The 22219-nt window shown below is 50.3% G+C and carries 25 protein-coding genes; 11 read left to right on the top strand and 14 right to left on the bottom strand.

Going from position 1 to position 22219, the window contains the following annotated elements:
* Positions 1-214 precede the first annotated feature (214 nt).
* The 3 genes from mdoG (at position 215) to IX31_RS05565 (ending at position 4673) form a co-directional block, all read left to right on the top strand.
* The gene (gene mdoG, locus IX31_RS05575) at positions 215-1750 is read left to right on the top strand and encodes a glucans biosynthesis protein MdoG (RefSeq protein ID WP_122974003.1); all 1536 of its coding nucleotides are present in this window, start codon (positions 215-217) and stop codon (positions 1748-1750) included.
* The gene (gene mdoH, locus IX31_RS05570; RefSeq protein WP_034456220.1) at positions 1743-4280 is read left to right on the top strand and encodes a glucans biosynthesis glucosyltransferase MdoH; all 2538 of its coding nucleotides are present in this window, start codon (positions 1743-1745) and stop codon (positions 4278-4280) included. The genes mdoG and mdoH overlap by 8 nt, the downstream gene beginning before the upstream one ends.
* A gap of 162 nt (positions 4281-4442) precedes the next feature.
* On the top strand, positions 4443-4673 hold the full coding sequence (locus tag IX31_RS05565) for a YceK/YidQ family lipoprotein (RefSeq protein WP_034456219.1): 231 nt from the start codon (positions 4443-4445) through the stop codon (positions 4671-4673).
* A gap of 3 nt (positions 4674-4676) precedes the next feature.
* Here the strand turns inward: IX31_RS05565 and IX31_RS05560 are convergent, their stop codons facing one another.
* The 3 genes from IX31_RS05560 to IX31_RS05550 form a co-directional block, all read right to left on the bottom strand.
* Positions 4677-5051 (bottom strand): MysB family protein, encoded by a 375-nt coding sequence (locus tag IX31_RS05560; protein ID WP_034456217.1) that lies wholly within the window; start codon positions 5049-5051, stop codon positions 4677-4679.
* A gap of 103 nt (positions 5052-5154) precedes the next feature.
* Positions 5155-6381 carry a multidrug efflux MFS transporter MdtG gene (gene mdtG, locus IX31_RS05555; protein WP_034456215.1) on the bottom strand — a complete coding sequence of 409 codons (1227 nt, stop codon included), beginning with the start codon at positions 6379-6381 and terminating at the stop codon, positions 5155-5157.
* A 151-nt stretch (positions 6382-6532) separates the two neighbouring features.
* Positions 6533-7453, bottom strand: coding sequence for a Kdo(2)-lipid IV(A) acyltransferase (locus tag IX31_RS05550; protein WP_034456213.1), 921 nt, complete (start codon positions 7451-7453; stop codon positions 6533-6535).
* Between the two features lie 233 nt (positions 7454-7686).
* Here IX31_RS05550 and trhO point away from each other — a divergent pair, with 233 nt between their 5' ends.
* Positions 7687-8736 (top strand): oxygen-dependent tRNA uridine(34) hydroxylase TrhO, encoded by a 1050-nt coding sequence (gene trhO / locus IX31_RS05545; RefSeq protein WP_034457174.1) that lies wholly within the window; start codon positions 7687-7689, stop codon positions 8734-8736.
* A 45-nt stretch (positions 8737-8781) separates the two neighbouring features.
* On the opposite strand, the gene IX31_RS22230 is transcribed toward trhO, so the two are convergent.
* The 8 genes from IX31_RS22230 to mdtH form a co-directional block, all read right to left on the bottom strand.
* Positions 8782-8895: a DUF2770 family protein gene (locus tag IX31_RS22230; protein WP_072009411.1), complete on the bottom strand. Its 114-nt coding sequence runs from the start codon at positions 8893-8895 to the stop codon at positions 8782-8784.
* Between the two features lie 7 nt (positions 8896-8902).
* Positions 8903-10021: an N-methyl-L-tryptophan oxidase gene (gene solA / locus IX31_RS05540; protein ID WP_034456212.1), complete on the bottom strand. Its 1119-nt coding sequence runs from the start codon at positions 10019-10021 to the stop codon at positions 8903-8905.
* 130 nt (positions 10022-10151) lie between these two features.
* Positions 10152-10406 carry a biofilm formation regulator BssS gene (gene bssS / locus IX31_RS05535; RefSeq protein ID WP_034456211.1) on the bottom strand — a complete coding sequence of 85 codons (255 nt, stop codon included), beginning with the start codon at positions 10404-10406 and terminating at the stop codon, positions 10152-10154.
* A 474-nt stretch (positions 10407-10880) separates the two neighbouring features.
* Positions 10881-11126: a DNA damage-inducible protein I gene (gene dinI, locus IX31_RS05530; RefSeq protein WP_034456209.1), complete on the bottom strand. Its 246-nt coding sequence runs from the start codon at positions 11124-11126 to the stop codon at positions 10881-10883.
* 73 nt (positions 11127-11199) lie between these two features.
* On the bottom strand, positions 11200-12246 hold the full coding sequence (gene pyrC, locus IX31_RS05525; protein WP_034456208.1) for a dihydroorotase: 1047 nt from the start codon (positions 12244-12246) through the stop codon (positions 11200-11202).
* 133 nt (positions 12247-12379) lie between these two features.
* A complete protein-coding gene (locus IX31_RS05520; RefSeq protein WP_034456206.1) occupies positions 12380-12940 on the bottom strand; it encodes a lipoprotein in 561 nt (186 codons plus the stop codon).
* A 170-nt stretch (positions 12941-13110) separates the two neighbouring features.
* On the bottom strand, positions 13111-13758 hold the full coding sequence (grxB, locus tag IX31_RS05515; RefSeq protein WP_034456204.1) for a glutaredoxin 2: 648 nt from the start codon (positions 13756-13758) through the stop codon (positions 13111-13113).
* Between the two features lie 75 nt (positions 13759-13833).
* Positions 13834-15042, bottom strand: coding sequence for a multidrug efflux MFS transporter MdtH (gene mdtH / locus IX31_RS05510; RefSeq protein WP_034456203.1), 1209 nt, complete (start codon positions 15040-15042; stop codon positions 13834-13836).
* Between the two features lie 241 nt (positions 15043-15283).
* Here mdtH and rimJ point away from each other — a divergent pair, with 241 nt between their 5' ends.
* From rimJ to IX31_RS05485, 5 genes are all read left to right on the top strand, one after another.
* Positions 15284-15868, top strand: a complete 585-nt coding sequence (gene rimJ, locus IX31_RS05505; protein WP_034456200.1) for a ribosomal protein S5-alanine N-acetyltransferase — start codon at positions 15284-15286, stop codon at positions 15866-15868.
* A 9-nt stretch (positions 15869-15877) separates the two neighbouring features.
* On the top strand, positions 15878-16528 hold the full coding sequence (locus IX31_RS05500; RefSeq protein ID WP_034456198.1) for a YceH family protein: 651 nt from the start codon (positions 15878-15880) through the stop codon (positions 16526-16528).
* A gap of 3 nt (positions 16529-16531) precedes the next feature.
* A complete protein-coding gene (locus IX31_RS05495) occupies positions 16532-17455 on the top strand; it encodes a Gfo/Idh/MocA family protein (protein WP_034456197.1) in 924 nt (307 codons plus the stop codon).
* 104 nt (positions 17456-17559) lie between these two features.
* Complete coding sequence (gene murJ / locus IX31_RS05490) at positions 17560-19095, top strand: murein biosynthesis integral membrane protein MurJ (RefSeq protein WP_034456196.1); 1536 nt, start codon at positions 17560-17562, stop codon at positions 19093-19095.
* Between the two features lie 112 nt (positions 19096-19207).
* Complete coding sequence (locus IX31_RS05485; RefSeq protein ID WP_034456194.1) at positions 19208-19693, top strand: cold-shock protein; 486 nt, start codon at positions 19208-19210, stop codon at positions 19691-19693.
* Positions 19694-19740: 47 nt separating this feature from the next.
* On the opposite strand, the gene flgN is transcribed toward IX31_RS05485, so the two are convergent.
* The 3 genes from flgN to flgA form a co-directional block, all read right to left on the bottom strand.
* On the bottom strand, positions 19741-20163 hold the full coding sequence (flgN, locus tag IX31_RS05480) for a flagella biosynthesis chaperone FlgN (protein WP_034456193.1): 423 nt from the start codon (positions 20161-20163) through the stop codon (positions 19741-19743).
* A gap of 4 nt (positions 20164-20167) precedes the next feature.
* Positions 20168-20461, bottom strand: a complete 294-nt coding sequence (flgM, locus tag IX31_RS05475) for a flagellar biosynthesis anti-sigma factor FlgM (RefSeq protein ID WP_034456191.1) — start codon at positions 20459-20461, stop codon at positions 20168-20170.
* Between the two features lie 119 nt (positions 20462-20580).
* Positions 20581-21240, bottom strand: a complete 660-nt coding sequence (flgA, locus tag IX31_RS05470; RefSeq protein ID WP_034456190.1) for a flagellar basal body P-ring formation chaperone FlgA — start codon at positions 21238-21240, stop codon at positions 20581-20583.
* A 152-nt stretch (positions 21241-21392) separates the two neighbouring features.
* Here flgA and flgB point away from each other — a divergent pair, with 152 nt between their 5' ends.
* Together flgB and flgC are read left to right on the top strand one after the other, a co-directional pair.
* Entirely contained in the window at positions 21393-21809 is a 417-nt protein-coding gene (gene flgB, locus IX31_RS05465) for a flagellar basal body rod protein FlgB (protein ID WP_034456188.1), read from the top strand.
* Positions 21810-21812: 3 nt separating this feature from the next.
* Positions 21813-22217 carry a flagellar basal body rod protein FlgC gene (gene flgC, locus IX31_RS05460; protein WP_034456187.1) on the top strand — a complete coding sequence of 135 codons (405 nt, stop codon included), beginning with the start codon at positions 21813-21815 and terminating at the stop codon, positions 22215-22217.
* Positions 22218-22219: the final 2 nt, after the last annotated feature.

The raw sequence follows: 22219 nt of genomic DNA, 5'->3' as shown, positions 1-22219 counted from the left end.
TTCCGTGGCAACCCTACACTAACCATGACATCCTGTCTCCTGGATGGATGCTGAAAGCGTAAGCAGTTGTCTTTTTTTGCTTAAAGGCTGAGCCGCCGCGCTGAACAATGCGGGTAATTGGTTGTCGGAAAGCAGAAGTTTCCATTAAAATGGATTGGATTGATTTAAGCACACAAAGGGGGATGTGCTGGTTAATATGAAACATAAACTAAAAATGATGAAAGTATGTGGGCTCGGTGCTGCAGTAATGCTGTCACTTTATACCACCTCAGTTTGGGCCTTCAACATCGATGATGTCGCAAAACAAGCGAAAACATTAGCGGGCAAAAGCTACGAAGCACCGAAAAGCAATCTGCCTTCGCTCTTCCGCGACATGAAATATGCGGATTACCAGCAGATCCAGTTCAATCACGACAAAGCCTACTGGAGCAAGTTAAAGACCCCATTTAAGCTTGAGTTTTATCATCAGGGTATGTACTTCGACACCCCTGTTGCTATCAATGAAGTGACGGCAACTGCGGTTCATAAGATCAAATACAACCCGGATTACTTTAATTTCGGTGATGTGAAACACGATAAAGACACCGTGAAAGATCTCGGCTTCGCCGGTTTCAAAGTGCTCTATCCGATCAACAGCAAAGATAAGAACGACGAAATTGTCAGCATGCTCGGGGCGAGTTACTTCCGTGTGATTGGCTCAGGTCAGGTTTATGGCCTGTCTGCTCGTGGTTTGGCTATTGATACCGCTTTGCCATCTGGCGAAGAGTTCCCACGTTTCCGTGAGTATTGGATTGAACGCCCGAAAACTGGCGACAAAACGCTGACCCTTTACGCGTTGCTCGATTCCCCGCGTGCAACCGGTGCGTATCGCTTTGTGATTACCCCAGGGCGCGACACAGTGGTGAACGTACAGTCAAAAGTTTATCTGCGCGATAAAGTTGGCAAACTGGGCGTGGCTCCGCTGACCAGTATGTTCCTGTTTGGGCCAAATCAGCCGTCACCAAGCACCAACTTCCGCCCGGAATTACATGATTCCAACGGTCTGTCTATCCATGCCGGTAACGGTGAATGGATTTGGCGTCCGCTCAATAACCCGAAACATCTGGCGGTGAGCTCGTTTGCGACCGAAAACCCAGTTGGCTTTGGTTTGCTGCAACGTGGCCGTCAGTTCTCTCGCTTTGAAGACCTTGACGATCGTTACGATCAGCGCCCAAGTGCATGGGTTGCGCCGCAAGGTGATTGGGGTAAAGGTCGCGTCGAGCTGGTTGAAATTCCAACCAACGATGAAACTAACGACAACATCGTTGCTTACTGGACTCCGGATCAACTCCCGGAACCTGGCAAAGAGATGAACTTTAAGTACACCATTACCTTCAGCCGTGATGAAGACAAAATGCATGCGCCAGATAACGCATACGTTGCGCAGACTCGCCGCTCAACCGGTGATGTGAAGCAGTCGAACCTGATTCGCCAGCCTGATGGCACGATCGCGTTTGTGTTGGACTTCGTTGGCACAGACATGAAAAAACTGCCGCAAGATACGCCGGTAACAGCTCAAACCAGCATTGGTGACAATGGTGAAATCGTTGACAGCCAGGTACGTTACAACCCGGTCACTAAAGGCTGGCGTTTGACGGTACGTCTGAAAGTTAAAGATGAGAAGAAACCGACTGAAATGCGTGCAGCGCTGGTCAATGGTGATCAAACGTTGAGTGAAACCTGGAGCTACCAGCTACCTGCCAATGAATAAGTTTACTGATACTGCGTCTGATTATATTGATGCACTCCCGCTTTCTGCTGAGCAGAAGGCGGCTCTTCCTGCATCGGATTTGCAAGCGGTGCACGAGGCGCTTGGCGCGCAAGAGCAGCACTATGACAGAGCCGATGATTCCCCTTTAGCCTCGGTAAAGGCCCGGCTCGAAGCGAGCTGGCCTGGATCGTTGGGCGGTGAACAGTTAATTAAGGACGAAGAAGGGCGCACTCAGTTGCAGGCGATGCCAAAAGCAACGCGTGCCTCTATGTTCCCGGACCCATGGCGCACCAACCCAATTGGTCGCTTCTGGGACCGTCTGCGCGGGCGCGAAGTTAATCCTCGCTATATGTCGAAAGAAGAGGCCGAAGCCGAGCAGAAATGGCGTACCGTCGGGACTATCCGCCGTTACATTCTGCTGCTGCTGACCATTTCTCAGACTGTCGTAGCGACCTGGTACATGAAGACTATTCTTCCTTACCAGGGTTGGGCACTGATCAATCCTTCCGACATGTTCGGCCAGGATCTTTGGGTGTCCTTCATGCAGCTTCTGCCGTATGTGCTGCAAACCGGCATTCTTATCCTGTTTGCGATTCTGTTCTGTTGGGTTTCAGCTGGTTTCTGGACCGCGCTGATGGGTTTCCTTCAGCTACTGATGGGCAAAGATAAATACAGTATCTCTGCCTCAACAGTGGGTGATGAACCAATCGACCCGGCGCATCGTACCGCGTTGATTATGCCTATCTGTAACGAAGACGTAGACCGCGTATTTGCGGGTCTGCGCGCGACGTGGGAATCGGTAAAAGCAACCGGCCAACAGCAGCATTTCGACGTTTACATCTTAAGCGACAGCTACAACCCGGATATCTGTGTTGCCGAGCAGAAAGCGTGGATGGAACTCATCAACGAAGTGCAGGGCGAAGGGCAGATTTTCTACCGTCGTCGTCGTCGTCGCGTGAAGCGTAAAAGCGGCAACATCGATGACTTCTGCCGTCGTTGGGGTAATCAGTACAGCTACATGGTGGTGTTGGATGCTGACTCCGTCATGAGCGGTGACTGTCTGACTAACCTGGTGCGTCTGATGAATGCTAACCCGAATGCGGGCATCATTCAGTCTTCACCAAAAGCGTCGGGCATGGACACTCTTTACGCGCGTTGCCAGCAGTTTGCGACACGTGTGTACGGGCCACTGTTTACTGCGGGTCTGCACTTCTGGCAATTGGGTGAATCGCACTACTGGGGGCATAACGCGATTATCCGCGTTAAGCCATTCATCGAGCACTGTGCGTTAGCACCGCTGCCAGGTGAGGGTTCTTTCGCAGGTTCTATCCTTTCTCACGACTTCGTGGAAGCGGCACTTATGCGCCGTGCGGGTTGGGGGGTGTGGATTGCCTATGATCTGCCTGGTTCTTATGAAGAGCTGCCGCCGAACTTGCTCGATGAACTCAAGCGTGACCGCCGTTGGTGCCACGGTAACTTGATGAACTTCCGTCTGTTCCTGGTAAAAGGTATGCACCCGGTTCACCGCGCTGTGTTCCTGACGGGCGTTATGTCTTACTTGTCTGCGCCGTTGTGGTTTATGTTCCTCGCATTATCAACTGCCTTGCAGGTGGTGCATGCGCTGACAGAACCGCAATACTTCCTGCAACCGCGCCAGTTGTTCCCGGTGTGGCCGCAGTGGCGTCCAGAGTTAGCGATTGCCTTGTTTGCCTCCACCATGGTGTTGTTGTTCCTGCCTAAACTGCTGAGCATCATCCTGATTTGGTGCAAAGGTTCGAAAGAGTTCGGCGGCTTCTTCCGTGTGACGGCTTCCTTGTTATTGGAAGTGCTGTTCTCCGTGCTGCTGGCTCCGGTGCGTATGCTGTTCCACACCGTGTTCGTGGTCAGCGCGTTCCTCGGCTGGGAAGTGGTATGGAACTCTCCGCAGCGTGATGACGACTCAACCCCATGGGGCGAAGCGTTTATGCGCCACGGTTCTCAGCTTCTGCTGGGCCTGGTGTGGGCGGTCGGCATGGCGTGGCTGGATTTACGCTTCCTATTCTGGCTTGCGCCAATCGTGTTCTCGCTTATTCTGTCGCCGTTTGTGTCGGTGATTTCGAGCCGCGCGACCATCGGTTTGCGTACCAAACGCTGGAAGTTGTTCCTGATTCCGGAAGAGTATTCGCCTCCGCAGGTTCTGGTTGATACCGACAACTACCTGAAACTGAACCGTAGCCGTACGCTGGATGATGGCTTTATGCACGCGGTGTTTAATCCGTCGTTTAACGCCCTGACAACCGCAATGGCAACTGCGCGTCACCGTGCAAGCCAGGTGCTGGAAATCGCTCGCGATCGCCACGTTGAACAGGCACTGAACGAAACGCCGGACAAACTAAACCGCGATCGCCGCCTGGTATTGCTAAGCGATCCGGTCACCATGTCTCGTTTGCATTACCGTGTCTGGTCTAACCCGCAGCGTTATTCTTCATGGGTTGATAGCTACAAAACGGTTGAGTTGAATCCGGCTGCATTACCGGTTAAGGGCATTTGATAGAAAAACGGCTTCGGTGGATGGCGCTTAACGCTTATCCACCCTACAAAAACCATACGGATTTGTAGGTCGGGAAAGGCGAAAGCCGCCACACGACAGGAGTGTACGAAATCTGCCGACCGGAAGGTCGGCATTTTTTTACCGGTAAGACTGGAGAAAGCATTGTTAAAAGTATTAGTGGTTATTTTGGCGGCCTGCGCCCTGAGCGGTTGTGGCAGCATTATCAGCCGTGCAGTTCCGGGGCAGGGACATGGTAATCAGTATTACCCCGGAGTGCAGTGGGACGTGCGTGACAGTGCATGGCGCTATATTACAGTGCTCGATTTACCATTTTCGCTGGTCTTCGACACATTGTTATTGCCCATTGATGCCAGCCACGGGCCTTACGAATAAGCGTTATCGTTCATCCCACTCATCAGCCGCAGTTTGCCCTTCCTCTGTATCCAACGGCGGCTCAAGTTGAAATTCACCTTCGTCCCACTCATGCAGCGTGTTTTCCTCAATCCACTCCTGGCGCAACTCGATTTCGTCATAGTCGCCGTCGAATACACTTTGGGCCGCCTCACCACTGAGCATCGGTAAACATTCGCCATCTTCGCTGTCATCTGCGAAGAACTCGGCTTGCCACATAATGTCGCCATCCTGAAGAATGTACTTTTGAATGTTCAGTTGCTGAACACTGGCACTCTCTTCTTCAAGCTCCGGGTTATCTACAAGGAAAAGCTCGCGTGCGGCATCAATGGCCTCTTCCAGCGTCGCGTACAGACTCATACTCATCTCCTTTTGTTACAGGTCAGGGAGCGCGCTACAGCGCATTTTCAAGTTAATTGTTGACGCTGTTTGCAAAGTTGCAAGTATGAGATTTAATCCGCTATCACTCTTCTGAAACCGTGATGCGTTCTGTTGGGCGGCGCAGGCTTATCCATGAGTAAAGCGCGTTGAAAAGTACCACACAGGCCGTGACTAAAAAGACGGTACGGAAACCGTAGCTGGCAGAAACGGCCGCGCCCACTAACGGGCCGGTGACATTGCCAATATCGCGGAATGACTGGTTATAGCTAAAAATGCGCCCGGCAATCTGGTTGCTGGAGTTATAGACAAGCAGGGTCTGAACCGCTGGCAGCAATGCGCCGTCGGCAGCGCCCAGCAGGAAGCGTAATACGCCCAATTGCCAGGGCGTTTGTACCATCGACATAGGAATAAGTAGAAGGACGGAGACAACCAGTGCGCAGATTAAAATCCGCTCCGGCCCGATTCTATCCCCCAACTTCCCCAATCGCGGTGCGCTAATCAACGCGGCAACGCCTGGAACTGAGGCAATCATGCCGCTGATAAACGCCAGGTTGCTGACATTCCCCGCAAGCTCGCGAACGTAGAGCGTCAGAATCGGTGCAATGGAACCAGTTGCAACCTGAATGATCATGGTAGTGACAAACAAACTCAGCACCAGTTTTGGGTTCTTAAGCGAAGTTAAAACCTGGCGTGCGTGCAGCATATCTTTCTTGTGCACCGGGGTGAATTGTTCGCGAATGCAGAAGAAGGTAAAGACGAAACAGGTAAACAGCACGCCAGCGGTGATGAAAAACACCGGACGCAGGCCATAAGTATCCGCCAGAAAGCCGCCGATCATCGGCCCGAGAAGGGCTCCGCTTACCCCACCTGTCGAAAGCGTACCCAGCGCCCAGCCACTTTTATGGCGTGGAACCTGAGTGGCTATCAGCGCGTTGGCATTAGGCACAAAGCCGCCTAATAATCCGAGCAGCGCGCGAAGCGCCAGAAATTGCCAGATATTGCTCGCAAAGCCCATCAGCACCATCACAATGGCCATACCTAGTGCCGAACGTAGCAGCATAATTTTGCGGCCTTTACGGTCGGCAAGCCCGCCCCAGAAAGGTGATGCAATTGCTGAGAACAAAAAGGTAATGCTGAAAACGATGCCGGACCACATGTTCAGTGCGCTGTGGCCTGTTACGCCAAGGTGTTCGACATATAGGGGCAGGAAAGGCATTACCAGACTAAATGCGACACCAGTAAGAAAACACCCAAGCCAGGCGACAGTGAGATTTCGTTTCCAGTTGATGGTGCTCTCAGGGAGAGTCATAAAACTCCAAATTGGGCAGAAAAGATATGCGGGGAATTATTACCTTGCTAATTATGCGCCTGTTAGCGTTGGGGTGGCAATGTTTCTGAAACACAATTTTAGAACGAATAAAGGCGGCTTCAGGCCGCCTTATGACTTAAATGAAAGATAGCTAGTAGCGTGAAGGAACGCCTTCGGGTCGGGTTTTAAAACGGCGGTGCAGCCACATGTATTGCTCAGGTGCCATCATGATGCATTCTTCAATGATTTTGTTCATCCAGAGCGCTGTGCCTTCCGGGGTTTCCAGCGGCGGTGAAAATTCCGCAGGCAGAATAATCAGCTCATAGCCTTTTCCGTCAGGTTTGCGGCGTGGCACCATTGGGACAATTGCCGCGCCCGACATACGTGCCAGCGTATAGGTGCCCGTGGTTGTCGCCGCCTGATCAACGCCAAAGAAGGGTACAAAGACGCTGCCGCGCGGGCCGTAATCATGGTCAGGTGCGTACCAGATAATCTCGCCCTGTTTTAGCGCGCGGATCATGCCTTTGAGATCTTTACGGTCGATCATACTTTTATTGGAACGCATGCGGCCCCAGGTTTGCAGCCAGTCCAGCAGGGGATTGTCATTCGGGCGGTAAACGCCAATGCCGGGCGTATTCATGCCGAACATGCGTGCGCCTAATTCAAGCGTCAGGAAGTGAATACCAATCAGCAGTACGCCGCGTTTGGCTTCTTGTACCGCATGAATCTGGTCGACACCGCTCACATCACACCAGCGCTGGATACGCCGTGTTGGCCAGAACCAGGCGATACCAGTCTCCATCAGGCCAAGGCCAACGGACTCAAAGTTTTTTTCCAGATAGTGCTCACGTTCCTCGACGGTTTTGTGCGGGAAGGCGAGCTCAAGATTGCGGCGTGTAATTCTGACGCGACGTTTCATAAAGCGCCTGGCGAGTTGGCCAAGGCCACGGCCAAGTCGATAAATCACAGGGTAAGGGAGAAGAGTAATTAAGTAGAGTAAGCCAATCCCAAACCAAACTCCCCAATAACGAGGATGAAGCAATGCGCGCGAGAATTGCGGTAAGTTCGTCATGTAAAACCTATTGTGACGGCAAATGCCGGATCTTCTTGAGTAAGACTATTGTGACACTTTTTGTGGGACAGCCAAAATTAACAGGTGCGGAGTGACTGATAATCCATCAATTGTTGATTGTGGTGCGGCTAGATGAAGAAAATGTAGCGCAAAATGCGTGGATGTAAATTAACGATAATTGCTTTATGATGCTGCCCAGTTTTTTTCTTATCAACGATAGCCGAGCGAACACCATGCCAGTGTTACACAACCGCATATCGAATGATGAATTGCGCCTGCGTATGTTGGCTGAAACCGAGCCACGCACCACAATCTCATTCTATAAGTATTTCACCATTGAAGAACCTAAAGCCACGCGCGATGCGCTTTATCTGGCTTTTACCGCGCTGAATGTATTTGGCCGCGTATATCTCGCCCATGAAGGGATTAATGCGCAAATCAGCGTACCGCAAAGCCGGGTCGATGCGTTCCGGGAAACACTATACGGATTCCATCCTGCACTTAACGGCGTGCGTTTAAATATCGCCCTTGAAGACGATGGTAAGTCGTTTTGGGTACTACGCATGAAAGTGCGTGACCGTATTGTTGCCGATGGCATTGATGATCCATCGTTTGATGCCAGCAACGTCGGTTCTTATCTTAAAGCGGCTGATGTCAACGCAATGCTCGATGACCCTGAAGCCGTGTTTATCGACATGCGCAATCATTACGAATATGAAGTGGGCCATTTTCAGGATGCTTTAGAGATCCCGGCTGATACTTTCCGTGAACAGCTGCCGAAAGCGGTAGATATGTTGCAGGATGACAAAGATAAAAAAATTGTCATGTATTGCACTGGTGGGATTCGCTGTGAGAAAGCCAGTGCCTGGATGCTGCACAACGGCTTTAAGAACGTCTATCACATTGAAGGCGGGATTATTGAATATGCCCGACGTGCGCGAGAGCAGGGGATTCCAGTGCGTTTTGTTGGCAAGAACTTTGTTTTTGACGAGCGTATGGGTGAGCGAATTTCCGATGATGTGATTGCTCACTGCCATCAATGTGGGGTTTCCTGTGATAGCCACACCAATTGCAAAAATGATGGATGTCACCTGCTGTTTATTCAGTGTCCATCCTGCGCGCAGAAGTTTGCAGGCTGTTGCAGCGACATTTGCCGCGAAGAACTGGCACTCTCACCCGAAGAACAGCGCCGTCGTCGCGCAGGGCGCGAAAACGGTAATAAGATTTTCAATAAATCTCGTGGAGCACTAAATACCACGTTAGGTATTCCTGACCCCGAGTAATACTCGCGCGGGTGGGTTTAATTTGATCCACCCGTTTATTCCCTTTCATTTCAGCCACAAATAAATCACATCAATCAAAATCAGTAATGCTGACAACAGCAGATACAGCATTAAATGCTCGCGTACGTTATTGATCAGATAGCTAAAAAAGCGGTGCATTGCAGGCTCATTTAAAACGTGAAAGTGAGAATGGTGTCAGGTCGAAGCCTGGCTCTTTACCTAACGCAAATTGACACGCAATTTCCCCAAGCACTGAGGCGAATTTAAAACCATGCCCGCTTAACCCGGTGATCACCAACGTATTGTCATGCTCGGGCAAAGTATCAATAATGAAATCCTCATCCGGCGACATATCGTAGGTGCAGGCTGCACCATGCATGCAAACGCCAACACCTGGCATTATCTGGCGTAAGAAGCTGAACACTTCACTGCCATCGGTTGCGATAGCGCCAAACGGTTTGCGTTGCTGCGGTTCACTGATGACTTGCCCGCCATTATGTTTCCCGAGCTTCAGCTCGTTATCTTCGCCGGCCGGGAAGCCATAGTACTGGCTACCATCGGGTAACTCGGCCGTGAATGCAGGGAAATTGTTCTTTTCGCTATAACGCCCATCAGCCTGATGCCAGCTAAAGATTTTACGCACTGGTGTCACTGGCAGCTCGGGTAATAATTTCGTGACCCAGGTCCCTGCGCTCACCAACAGTTTGTCGGCGGTGAACTCGCCTTCCGAGGTATCAACTACTACACCGTCTGCGGTATGGCGAATGTCAGTGACCGGGCAGTTAAATAACTGAGCACAGCCGCCCTGGTTTGCCAGGCGGATATAAGTTTCCACCGCTAACTCGCTGCGTAGCACGCCAGAATTCGGCTCAAATAAGCCAAGGTAGTTTTCTGGAACGGTAATCTGTGGCCAGCGTGCCATGATTTGTTCAGCAGTCAGTGTCTCAAGCGGCAGTGACCAGATTTGCGCACTGCTTTGCACCGTTGAGATAAAAGCTGAATCCGCAGGGCCCAGGTTAATCACACCAGTGCGATGAAAGACTTTCTCGCCGCTGATTTCCTGCAATGCATCCCATAAAGTTTGGGCGCGTAACACCAGTGGGACATATTTTTCCCCTTCGCCATAAGCGTGGCGCATCAGGCGAGTATCACCATGATGGCTACCTTGCTGGTGGGGAGGGTGGCAGCTGTCGATCATGAGCACGTTCAAGCCAGAATGAGTAGCGTAGCATCCGGCGGCTGCGCCAACCGAACCACTACCGACGATGATAAGATCATAATGCATGGCACTTTTCTCTCTGAGAGTCATTATATAGCAGGGTAATTAATTCTTGATTGGCTGACAATAAAGTGAAACCTGAATAATAAAAAAGGCACCTGTACGGTGCCTTGCGTTATTTGGGCAGCATCGACAATCAATGCTTACGATAATCGTTTACCTGGTAATCACTGGATTCAATCTTAGCAATCCCGGCTTCTAAAATAGAAATAAATTGCCGGGCAACATCCGTGGTCAGCCATAAAGTTTGACCGATTTCAGTTTCGTCGTGCTTTTGCGTATTCGAGGTCAGGTAGTGCAGGCGAAGCATCAGCGCATCGTAGCTATCAACGGTGCTGATGTCCCATCCGATAAGGGGATGGGTCTGGATAACATCACTATTTTTTTCCATCATAACCCCTTTTATACGTGTGTTTGAGACAACGGTTCGTGAGGTTTAATGCTTGTTTAATGTGAAGCCAGTTAAGTATATCAATGATTAAGCTATTTCGACGGATAAATAAATACCCTGCAACACTTTTTTTACAATAAAGTGCTTAATTGCACAATAAACCGGCATGATATTTATTATTGAATCAGATGATTCTGTGTAATGTACGCGAAAGGGAATTATTTAAATGAGCGAATTTCATACAATTAAAAAAACCGGATGGCGACACCCGGTATAAAGATAACAACGAGGGAATTATTTATACCCGTCATACTTCAAGCTGTGGGGGTGTTGGCTGTACTCACTTACCCCAGTCACTTACTGAAGTAAGCTCCTGGGGATAAGCTCCCTGGCCGCCTACCCACAACTCGAATTATTTAGGGTATATCAGGTAAATGGTGGTTCATTGCGGCCAGCCCATCCCCATTTTGTTTTTTAATCCGCAGCAAACCAGTCGTCAGCGCTTTCCCAGGTCTCTTGCAATATTTCGCTAATGCGATCGCGGTCTTCTTTGGTAGCCCCTAAAACCGACAGGTTATTTGCAGCGGCATAACGCACCTGAACGTGATTATTGTTTTCAGGATAGTGTTGAGTAATACGGCGTGAAAGTTCATTGGCAAGCGCATCAATAGCGCCTGGTGGCAGAGATGTAGTTTTGGCAATAGTGACTTCAATACGCATAACATCCCCCTGTATAATATACTGGATATTTATACAGTCATATTACCCGTGATGCAACAGGGGGCGGTAAAAATTATGCGTTAACTGACCAGGCGACTTTCTCACCGGCCAGGAATGGCACGATGCTGTCATCGGATGTTTCGATGATTTCTGGCATTTCAACAGGGGTGCGAACCAGTTCGATAGTTTCTTGGTTAACAGGTAAACCGTAGAAACGCGGGCCATTGAGAGATGTAAACGCTTCGAAATGTTGCATTGCATTCATTTCTTCAAATACAGTCGCGTAAGCGCCCAAAGCTGAAGGGGCGTTAAAGCAACCAGCACAGCCACAGCTTGCTTCTTTGCGATGACGTGCATGTGGTGCTGAATCGGTACCCAGGAATACACGGACGCATCCGCTTGCTACCAGTTCACGTAACGCTTCCTGATGCACGCTGCGTTTCAAAATCGGCAGGCAATACAGGTGAGGGCGCACGCCACCAACCAGCATGTGGTTGCGGTTAAACATCAAGTGTTGCGGAGTAATCGTTGCACCTAACAGGGAGTTGCCTTCCTTCACATACTGTGCGGCGTCCCTGGTGGTGATATGTTCAAACACCACTTTCAGTTCGGGCAGTTGCTTACGCAGCGGTTCCATTACACTGTCGATAAAGCGAGCTTCGCGGTCAAAAATATCAATGTCAGCGTGAGTCACTTCACCGTGGATAAGAAGCGGCATGCCGATTTTCTGCATGCGCTCAAGCACAGGTAAGATTGCGGCGGTGCTGGTCACGCCATGGCTTGAGTTGGTTGTTGCGTTTGCTGGATAGAGTTTTGCCGCAGTAAACACACCTTCGTTAAACCCGCGTTCAACTTCGTTCGGGTCCAGAGAATCGGTCAGGTAGCAGGTCATCAAAGGCTCAAAATTATGCCCTTGCGGTACGGCGTCGAGAATACGCTGGCGGTAAGCAATGGCCGCTTCAACCGTTGTTACTGGCGGAGCCAGGTTTGGCATCACAATCGCGCGACCATAAATTTCGCTGGTATAAGGCACCACCGTTTTTAACATATCACCATCACGAAGGTGAACATGCCAGTCATCTGGGCGGCGAATTTTTAATACCTGAGGTAATACGGTCATGAAAGTGCTCCGGCGTAGGAAGGAAATAACGATGATTTATGCCGGGCACAAAGGATAAGCGCAAACGTTTAGCTTTGCACCATTTTCGTTGAGATTTTCTTGGGGAGGACGTGCCTCCCCAGTATTTGCTTGCTTACTCGGTGAACGGAATAATGATTTCACCTGGTTTGACTTCAATCCCTTTGGCGTATTTCTTCGCCAATTTTTCGCCTGCACTGTTATCTTCGCTCAATACGTAAGCTGGCTGTTGGTTGAAGTAATTGCGTAGCGACTGATTGAGATATGGAATCAGTGTCTGAACTATCGTCTGCATTTTTTCAGGCTCGACGGTTGCATCTACCACTTCCATTTCTTGCAAATAGATAGCACCTTGCTCTTTATTAAAGGCTGGCAGGGCTTTGAGTTTAAGTTTGATATTAGCTTTTTGATTGCCGAACAAAGACGTCATATCCAGTTTGGCATCGCCAGTCAGGGTGATTTTGTTCGGTTCTTCTCGGCCAATCGCACTGGCTAAATTAGTTAAGACAATATGAGCATCGGCAACGCCTGGCAGGCCAATGTCTTTAGAGAAATTATTCCGTTTGTGCAGCGCCTGGTTGATTTCCTGTTCGCTGACGGTGTACTGCGTTAGCTGGTTACAACCCACCACTAATCCGCTGAGCATCAAGGCTGCGGCTAAAACTATTTTTTTCATGGATTTCCTTAACATGCTGCATCGGTCACAGATCCTGACATAAAGCATCATGATGTACCAGTGCAGGGCGTGCTACAGGAAAAGGCTTAATTTTTTATTCAACAAAATGAGTTTCTGAACCATGAGATAAAGGCGGGTTAACTTACCCGCCGTAGAACCGTTATCATTCTTTAAATAGCGTGGGATGAGAGCAGATTAATTTGCGTCTGTTTAGCCATATTATCGCGATATGCAGCAACACGACTCGGCCACTCAATTCCGGCAACCAGCGTCAGGTTACGCAGCAGTGGGAAGAGGTGGATATCGTCATCGGACAACTCACCGTTGACGGCATTTGGCTGCACGATAAGTTTATCGAGCTTGCGTAAATCATCGCTGATTTTTTTGGTCAGGCCCGGTGAATGCGTCAGATGGTCAGCAAAAGAACCGATCATTGCCTCTTTCTTCTGTGTGAAATAAGCACGCGCAGCAGGTGTGGCAAACTCATCAAAAGGTGCTTTCGCAATACGCGGCAATAACAGGTGTTGGACATAGCTATTGACGTGGCGTAACCAGTCACTGATGGCTGCGTTAGCTGCACCAGTTAAAAGTGGTTCACCATCAAGTTTGTCGACGTAGTGCACGATATCCATGCTTTCAGGTAGGTAGCGACTGTCATCTTTTTGCAGAATTGGCGCCATTTTCTTGCCAATCATTTTCGTCGGGGTTGCTTCATCGTCGTTTAGCAAGACGACCAGCTCAACGGGGATATTCTTTAAGCCAAAAATCATGCGTGCTTTGAGGCAGAAAGGGCAGTGATCGTAAATATAAAGCTTCACGTTACTCCTCCATATCAATCGTCAGGAAAAATCCGTCAATTTTTGAGTATGGAGGAGAATACCAGGGGCTGCAAACTAGTTGCCGGGCTCGAGCATAGAGGGGTCTACCGGTTTCGGGCTAAATTGCCACCATAATGCGATAAGCGTGATGAAGCCTATAATTCCTAACATCACCCACGGAAGTTCTGGCTGGTTGATACTTTTCCCGGCATCAAATAGCCAACCGCCACCGGCGTAACCAAATGCGCCACCAATTGCCAAACCCAGTCGACTAAAGCCCATGTAACTGCCGCGAGCACGGGAATCAGCAAGTGATGCGCTCAGCGTTTCTCGTGCTGGTTCAGCAATGATGGAACCAACATAAAACACACAAATGAGTGTGAACAGTTGTTGAAGGTTATTGGCAAGGCCAATCGGCAGCATGGCGAGTGACATCAGGAATAAACCCGCCATCAGGCGCTGCTCCAGACGGAAGCGTTTTTCGCTCCAACGCGCAATCGGATAGAGCAGCGTTAAGGAGAGTGCTGCTTCAATGGCATACATCCATTTCACCGCTGCAGGCGTACCGGCAATTTCATTCACCATAATTGGCAGCATGAGCATCACCTGCACCGCCAGCATGTAATACCCGGCAAGCGTTAAGACATAAGTGATGAAACGTTTGTCGCGCAGCACGCGCCCCATGCCTTCGAGTATTGGTGTCCGAATGGTGGAGAGTTTATAGGCCGGAAGCAGCCAGGCGTTGACCATCGCACAAATCACAAACATCACCGCACCCGCGCCACACACCAGACGAAAATCGTATTGCAGCAACCAACTGCCAAGTAGTGCTCCAATGACAGCTCCTGCGCTGTCTTGCATCATCAAAATCGAGAAGAAACGGCCGCGTTGGTGTGGGCGCACCAGTTTCACCACCAGGGCTGCCCGCGGTGGGTCGAATAACGTGCCGCCGATACCGGAAATAAAACACGATAACCACAACACCCAGGGTTCATGGGCGATACCCATCAGTGCAAAACCGACGGCCCGCAGCAGCATTCCGGTGACAATCATCGGTTTGGCACCTAGCCGGTCGGCGATGGCCCCACCGAAAATACCTAACCCTTGCTGAGTAAGCTGACGCAGGCCCAGCGCGATACCGACCATTAACGCCGCCCAACCCATCTGGTCGACAAAGCGAATGGAAATAAGAGGGAAAACCACGAAGAAGCCTAATACAACTAACATGTTATCGAGCAATAAGAAGTATTTACCCAGGCTCCTGGCCTGCGCTACCCGTGACATCTCCCCTCCAGGGAACTTAAAAGTGTGACAAACCGCTATTCTCCACTGCTCTCAGGTTTTTTGACAGGGCGTATGGCGACAATATTTTTTTATCAATCCAGCGCTTTGATTTAACGCGTTAATCGAAAAAAGTATCGCCGGATGAGAAATCTGCATGTTGTTGTTTTCCTTCCATCGCAAGGGGCAGGTATAGTAATTACGTTGGCTCAAAAATACGTGGGATGTGAGGAGTAGGGTGAACATGTTTGGCTACCGCAGTAACGTGCCGAAAGTACGCTTAACAACGGACCGCATGGTGGTGCGTCTGGTGTACGAGCGAGATGCATGGCGTCTGGCAGATTATTACGCTGAAAACCGTCAGTTCCTGAAACCCTGGGAACCCATTCGTGATGACAGCCATTGCTATCCTTCCGGCTGGCAGGCGCGGCTTGGCATGATTAGCGAAATGCATAAAACCGGTAGCGCTTATTACTTTGCGCTGCTCGATCCAGAAGAAAAAGAGATCCTTGGCGTTGCCAACTTCTCAAACGTAGTGCGGGGCTCATTTCATGCCTGCTATCTGGGCTACTCACTTGGTGAGAAATGGCAGGGGCAGGGCATGATGTTTGAAGCACTGACCACGGCTATTCGCTACATGCAGCGTAGCCAGCATATCCATCGCATCATGGCGAACTACATGCCGCATAATCAGCGCAGCGGCGATCTTCTTGCGCGCCTTGGTTTTGAAAAAGAAGGCTATGCCAAAGAGTATCTATTGATTGATGGCGTGTGGCGGGATCATGTTCTGACCGCGCTAACTACCAAAGAATGGACCCCTGGGCGTTAAGGACAAGAAATGAAATATCAGTTAACTGCGGTTGAAGCACGCGTTGTGGGTAGCCTGATGGAAAAGCAGGTGACCACTCCCGAACAATATCCGATGTCTGTCAACGGTGTGGTGACGGCATGTAACCAGAAGACCAACCGCGAACCGGTGATGGATCTGAAAGAGCATGATGTCCAGGAAACGTTGGATATTCTGGTCAAACGCCACTTTTTGCGCACCGTCAGCGGGTTTGGCAATCGCGTAACTAAATATGAGCAACGTTTTTGTAATTCAGAGTTTGGTGACCTTAAACTTTCTGCGGCAGAAGTCGCAGTGGTCACTGCCTTACTGCTACGTGGCGCCCAAACGCCAGGTGAATTGCGTACCCGCTCCGGAAGAATGTTTGAATTCAGCGATATGGCGCAGGTTGAAGCGACTCTTGAACATCTCGCGAATCGCGAAGATGGCCCTTTTGTGGTGCGCTTACCGCGTGAACCCGGCAAACGTGAAAGCCGCTATATGCATCTTTTCAGCGGTGATGTGGATACGTCACAGATTGCAGCGCCAGAAAGTACTGTTGCGCCTGCTGGCGATTTAACGGCGCGTGTCGAGCAGCTTGAAAATGAAGTTGCCGATCTTAAGCAACGCCTGGATTCACTGCTGGCTCATCTCGGAGATTAATTGATGACTAAACTTCGCGTAGGCGTTGTCGGTTTAGGTGGCATTGCGCAAAAAGCATGGCTACCCGTTCTGGGAGCCTCCAGCGACTGGACGCTTCAGGGCGCGTTTTCCCCAACACAGGCGAAAGCGCAGAAAGTCTGTGACACCTGGCGTATCCCCTATATTCCTTCTATTGCTGAACTGGCGGCACAGTGTGATGCCGTGTTCGTTCACAGTGCGACCAGTAGCCATTACGCGGTAGTCAGTGAGTTATTGCAGGCGGGCGTCCATGTTTGTGTGGATAAACCGCTTGCTGAAAACCTTGCCGATGCTGAACGTTTAGTGGAAATGGCACAGCGTCACAAGCGTACGCTGATGGTTGGTTTTAACCGTCGTTTTTCACCGCTGTACCAGGATTTGAAAGCGATGCTGGCGAATGGCTCATCGGTACGGATGGATAAACATCGTGCCGACAGCGTTGGGCCAAACGATCTGCGTTTTACTTTGCTTGATGATTATCTACATGTGGTTGATACCGCACTGTGGCTGGCTGGCGGTGAAGCACAATTACAAAGCGGGACCCTGTTGACCAACGATCAGGGGCACATGCTTTATGCTGAACATCACTTTGCCCGAGGCAACCTACAAATCACCACCAGTATGCATCGCCGGGCGGGTAGCCAACGTGAGTGGGTTCAGGCCGTCACAGAGGGTGGCTTGTACGACGTTACAGATATGCGCGAATGGCGTGAAGAGTGCGGCAATGGCGTGGTGAATCGTCCAATTCCGGGCTGGCAAACCACACTCGAACAACGCGGTTTCGCTGGATGTGCGCGTCATTTCCTTGATTGTGTGGCAAATCAGACAGTTCCTGAAACCTCCGGTGAGCAGGCGTTGATGGCCCAGCGCGTGGTAGAGAAGTTGTGGCGCGATGCCATGAGCGAATAACACGAGTGCTATTTAAATAGAGTATCGGTAGACTACGCGCCTACGAAATGTCCCTTAACAACGCCTGCCTTGCAGGCGTTGATGTTTGTGGAACCATATAATAAATGAATCTATTAAAATCGCTGGCAGCCGTCAGCTCGATGACGATGTTTTCTCGCGTGCTCGGATTTGCACGTGACGCCATTGTGGCAAGGGTTTTTGGCGCAGGAATGGCGACGGATGCCTTTTTTGTGGCATTCAAATTACCGAACCTTCTACGCCGTATTTTCGCCGAAGGTGCATTCTCGCAGGCGTTCGTCCCGATTCTTGCTGAATACAAAAGTAAGCAGGGTGAAGATGCAACACGCGTGTTCGTTTCCTATGTTTCCGGGCTTCTGACACTCGCACTGGCGGTTGTTACCGTCATCGGGATGATTGCGGCCCCGTGGGTTATTCTGGTCACAGCACCTGGCTTTGCGGATACTGCCGATAAATTCGCGCTCACCTCAAGCCTGCTGCGGATAACTTTCCCGTATATTTTCCTGATCTCATTGGCCTCGCTGTGTGGGGCGATACTGAATACCTGGAACCGCTTCTCGGTCCCCGCGTTTGCGCCAACCTTCTTAAACCTCAGCATGATTGGCTTTGCACTTTTTGCTGCACCACACTTTAACCCGCCGATTCTGGCACTGGCTTGGGCGGTTACTGTCGGTGGTGTGTTGCAACTTGCGTATCAGTTACCGCATCTCAAAAAGATTGGCATGCTGGTTTTACCGCGCGTGAACTTGAAAGATGCAGGTGCAATGCGTGTGATTAAGCAGATGGGGCCTGCGATTCTTGGCGTCTCCGTTAGCCAGATCTCATTAATCATCAACACCATTTTCGCCTCGTTCCTCACATCCGGTTCAGTTTCCTGGATGTACTACGCTGACCGTCTGATGGAGTTCCCATCGGGTGTGCTTGGTGTGGCACTGGGTACCATTTTGCTGCCGTCGCTGGCGAAAAGCTTTGCCAGCGGTAATCACGATGAATATTCGCGCCTGATGGACTGGGGTTTGCGTCTGTGTTTCCTGCTGGCGCTGCCAAGTGCGGTTGCATTGGGGATTCTGGCTAAGCCGCTCACTGTTTCACTGTTCCAGTACGGCAAGTTCACCGCTTTTGATGCTTCAATGACGCAACGTGCGCTGGTGGCTTATTCCGTCGGTTTGATGGGTCTGATTGTCGTGAAGGTCCTGGCACCCGGTTTCTATTCGCGCCAGGACATCAAAACCCCGGTTAAAATCGCCATCGTGACGCTGGTTTTGACTCAGGTAATGAACCTTGCGTTTATTGGCCCGCTCAAACATGCAGGGCTGTCGCTGTCGATTGGTCTGGGGGCTTGCCTAAATGCCAGCCTGCTATACTGGCAACTGCGTAAACAGGATATTTTCCAGCCTCAGCCGGGCTGGAGCGCATTCCTCTGGCGCCTGTTTGCCGGTGTCATTGTGATGTCGGCGGTATTGGTTGGCATGATGCACATTATGCCTGCCTGGGATCTGGGCACGATGCCTTATCGTTTACTGCGCTTGATGGCTGTTGTCGTGGCTGGTATTGCAGCATATTTCGCAACGCTTACGGTGCTGGGATTCAGAGTGAAGGATTTTGCCCGACGCACAATGTAGTGTGATGGCAATTTATCGTGTCGACGCATGCCAAAGGCATAGTCGGCACGCGCATTCTGCATTAAACTGCGCGCTGCAAAATTTGACTTATTGAACGATTAATTAGGCGGTAATAGCGATGCACGGGACAATCACAACTTGGTTTGAAGATAAAGGTTTCGGTTTTATCAAAGATGAAAACGGTGACAATCGTTATTTTCATGTGATTAAGGTCGCCAACCCTGAATTGATTAAGAACGATGCGTCAGTTACTTTCGAACCAACGACCAACAACAAAGGCCTGTCGGCGTTTGCGGTCAAAGTCGAGCCTGACAGCAAGTACATTTATATCGCAGGCGAGCGCATTAAAATCACAGCGATTAAATCCTTCCTGGTTTACAGCGAAGAAGTCCCTGCCGAAACCAGGATTGATAAAGAGAATGCGGTGTTGTCTGTAGGCGCTCTGATGAACAGCATTCGTCCGAAAGCTGACCCAAAACCGGGTGAAATGCGCACGCTGAAGAAACTGGCTGTCACCACTTTCCAGGGCTCGACGTTGATTTTCTCTGAAGATGAAATTGATGTTGAAGCGACGATGAAGATTCTGAAGGGTCTTTAACGCATTACCAGGGCGGTGCTTTGAAACCGCCCTTATTCTTTCTGGTATTAAATCGTTATTTTCTTCCCACCACGACTAACCGTCGTCGCTTGCCCATCGGCCCCGTAGAGATTCGGTTCCTGATGCGGCTTGAGTACCGCCAGCGCTTGTTCATTACGCGCTAACTGATCCTCTAATAACCAACCGTTATGCTGGTTGATATCACGTAAGTGCTGCGTTTTCTGCGTAATCGTCTGCCAACGCTGGCTAACATCCGTGCTGCTGGTATTTTCAGCTTTCTGTGCATCACGGCGAAGCTGTTCGAGATAATCGAGCGTCGCAAGTAGCGAGCTTTTATCTTCAGTAATGCGCTGCAACGCACTGCCATTCACATGGCCTGCGGATAGTTGTTGCTGTTCGGCGTCCATCACCTCCTTAAGAGAGTTGAGCACCACAGTCATTTGATCCATCACTTCTAACAGACGATTCATGCAATTATTTACTCGAGATATAGCTTTGAGCTTCCTGGATTAATGCATCGGCGATTTTGCCGGTATCCATTTTAAGCTCACCGTTGCGGATCGCAGTTTTGAGTGCTTCAACGCGTTCCATATTAATATCACCGCTGCCTGGCTGAATTAACTTAGCTTGCGCGTCACTGAGTGTCACGTTGGTGCTGTTTGGCGTGGTACTTTTTTCCAGGCGGCTCTTTTGAATCGGAGCTTCTGATGTTTCACGTGGTTGTACGGTACTTACCGGTTTCAAAGGAGACGTGCGATCAATGCTCATTATTCTATCCTCATCGAGGTGGCTCGCAGCATTTGAGCCTGCCAATATCTATCATCTGTTAACACACTATCGGCAGTCGCCGCAGAACCTTTATACCCTTCTTAATCGCCAGCAGAATATTATAAGTTAATCAGAATATTCCCATCAACGTCGACTGTTCCGCTCACAATCTGACCCGAATCCATTCGTACACGTGCATTCTGTGCGACAGCGGCATTGTTCAGTGCTTTGCCTTCGCTATTCACACTAAAACCTTCACCTGCAGCCACAACCTGGACTCGTTGTCCGGCTTTGACTCGCCATGACTGGCGCACCATCGACAGCATTATTGGCTGATTTGGTGCGATGTCGCGCAGTGTTACCGCATCGTTTGCCTGGCGGATATCCAACATGGTACGCGGAGGGAGTTGATCTAATCTCCCGCGTTTAAGTTGTACCTGACTTTCATTAATGACACTGCCACGTGGTAGTGCCTGGGCTGCAACGACGTAATTTCCAATAGCTTGCACTTGCGCCTGAATAAAGCGTTTGTCATTACCACATTGGGCTAACACGCTCACAGTTCCCCACAGGCGGCTATTACCCGGCATTGAAAATTCGGGAAGCGGGCAGGAGGGTAATTGTGCATCGGGAGTTTTCACTTTTACCGATACTTCATCGCTAATGCTGGCCAGACGTTGCTGAAAAAACTGGCTCAAAGGTGCATCCAGCATACTGGCGAATGCCGATGGGCATGCCAGTAAAAGTGCAATCGTGCTCCAGGTTTTCAGACCGTTCATGACGCTTCTCCTTGTTCAGGTTGCAGTGATTTTAACCGCACACGGAATTGATCAAGGCGACAAATAGCGACCCATTTTGTGTCTATTCCAACGATAACGCACGCGTAAGGGGCTTTAAGCTGTCGGACAAATCCTAATTATGCGGAGGGAACATGCTAGACAAACTGGATGCCGCACTGCGATTTCAGCAAGAAGCGATAAATTTGCGCGCCCAGCGTCAGGAAATTCTGGCAGCAAATATCGCCAATGCCGATACCCCAGGCTATCAGGCTCGCGATATTGATTTTGCCAGTGAAATGAAAAAAGTGATGGACAGAGGACGTGTTGAAGGCAGCGGTGTCTCGCTTGCGCTCACCTCCGCGCGCCATATTCCGGCGTCGACACATTCAACACCTTCGCTTGATCTCCTCTACCGCATTCCTGACCAACCATCAATGGATGGTAACACCGTCGATATGGACCGCGAACGTACACAATTTGCCGACAACAGCCTGAAATACCAGTCAGACCTCACGGTTCTCGGCGGCCAAATCAAGGGCATGATGTCTGTGCTGCAACAAGGTGGCTAATAGATGGCTTTACTGAATATTTTTGATATTGCCGGTTCAGCAATGGCCGCGCAATCCAAGCGTATGAACGTGGCGGCAAGTAACCTGGCTAACGCCGATAGCGTCACTGGCCCGGATGGCCAACCGTACCGCGCCAAACAAGTTATTTTCCAGGTAGATGCAGCGCCTGGTGCTGAAACCGGTGGTGTGAAAGTGACAGGCGTTGAAGAGAGCCAGGCGCCGGATAAGCTGGTATTTCAGCCGGGTAACCCGCTCGCTGATGCGAAAGGCTACGTGCGGATGCCAAATGTTGATGTGGTAGGTGAGATGGTTAACAGCATGTCAGCCTCCCGTAGCTACCAGGCAAACGTGGAAGTACTCAACACCGTGAAAAGCATGATGTTGAAAACCCTGACTCTTGGTCAGTAAAG

The organism is Buttiauxella noackiae, from assembly GCF_000737905.1.
GTDB lineage: Bacteria > Pseudomonadota > Gammaproteobacteria > Enterobacterales > Enterobacteriaceae > Buttiauxella > Buttiauxella noackiae.
The sequence above is the reverse complement of the archived record's forward strand: the minus strand, read 5'-3'. Positions and strand labels throughout refer to the sequence as shown.

Coding starts and splice junctions, on each gene's coding strand:
- mdoG (WP_122974003.1), top strand. CDS start 215: ATGATGAAAGTATGTGGGCTCGGTGCTGCAGTAATGCTGTCACTTTAT.
- mdoH (WP_034456220.1), top strand. CDS start 1,743: ATGAATAAGTTTACTGATACTGCGTCTGATTATATTGATGCACTCCCG.
- IX31_RS05560 (WP_034456217.1), bottom strand. CDS start 5,051: ATGAGTCTGTACGCGACGCTGGAAGAGGCCATTGATGCCGCACGCGAG.
- mdtG (WP_034456215.1), bottom strand. CDS start 6,381: ATGACTCTCCCTGAGAGCACCATCAACTGGAAACGAAATCTCACTGTC.
- IX31_RS05550 (WP_034456213.1), bottom strand. CDS start 7,453: ATGACGAACTTACCGCAATTCTCGCGCGCATTGCTTCATCCTCGTTAT.
- trhO (WP_034457174.1), top strand. CDS start 7,687: ATGCCAGTGTTACACAACCGCATATCGAATGATGAATTGCGCCTGCGT.
- IX31_RS22230 (WP_072009411.1), bottom strand. CDS start 8,895: ATGCACCGCTTTTTTAGCTATCTGATCAATAACGTACGCGAGCATTTA.
- solA (WP_034456212.1), bottom strand. CDS start 10,021: ATGCATTATGATCTTATCATCGTCGGTAGTGGTTCGGTTGGCGCAGCC.
- bssS (WP_034456211.1), bottom strand. CDS start 10,406: ATGGAAAAAAATAGTGATGTTATCCAGACCCATCCCCTTATCGGATGG.
- dinI (WP_034456209.1), bottom strand. CDS start 11,126: ATGCGTATTGAAGTCACTATTGCCAAAACTACATCTCTGCCACCAGGC.
- pyrC (WP_034456208.1), bottom strand. CDS start 12,246: ATGACCGTATTACCTCAGGTATTAAAAATTCGCCGCCCAGATGACTGG.
- IX31_RS05520 (WP_034456206.1), bottom strand. CDS start 12,940: ATGAAAAAAATAGTTTTAGCCGCAGCCTTGATGCTCAGCGGATTAGTG.
- mdtH (WP_034456203.1), bottom strand. CDS start 15,042: ATGTCACGGGTAGCGCAGGCCAGGAGCCTGGGTAAATACTTCTTATTG.
- rimJ (WP_034456200.1), top strand. CDS start 15,284: ATGTTTGGCTACCGCAGTAACGTGCCGAAAGTACGCTTAACAACGGAC.
- IX31_RS05500 (WP_034456198.1), top strand. CDS start 15,878: ATGAAATATCAGTTAACTGCGGTTGAAGCACGCGTTGTGGGTAGCCTG.
- IX31_RS05495 (WP_034456197.1), top strand. CDS start 16,532: ATGACTAAACTTCGCGTAGGCGTTGTCGGTTTAGGTGGCATTGCGCAA.
- murJ (WP_034456196.1), top strand. CDS start 17,560: ATGAATCTATTAAAATCGCTGGCAGCCGTCAGCTCGATGACGATGTTT.
- flgN (WP_034456193.1), bottom strand. CDS start 20,163: ATGAATCGTCTGTTAGAAGTGATGGATCAAATGACTGTGGTGCTCAAC.
- flgM (WP_034456191.1), bottom strand. CDS start 20,461: ATGAGCATTGATCGCACGTCTCCTTTGAAACCGGTAAGTACCGTACAA.
- flgA (WP_034456190.1), bottom strand. CDS start 21,240: ATGAACGGTCTGAAAACCTGGAGCACGATTGCACTTTTACTGGCATGC.
- flgB (WP_034456188.1), top strand. CDS start 21,393: ATGCTAGACAAACTGGATGCCGCACTGCGATTTCAGCAAGAAGCGATA.
- flgC (WP_034456187.1), top strand. CDS start 21,813: ATGGCTTTACTGAATATTTTTGATATTGCCGGTTCAGCAATGGCCGCG.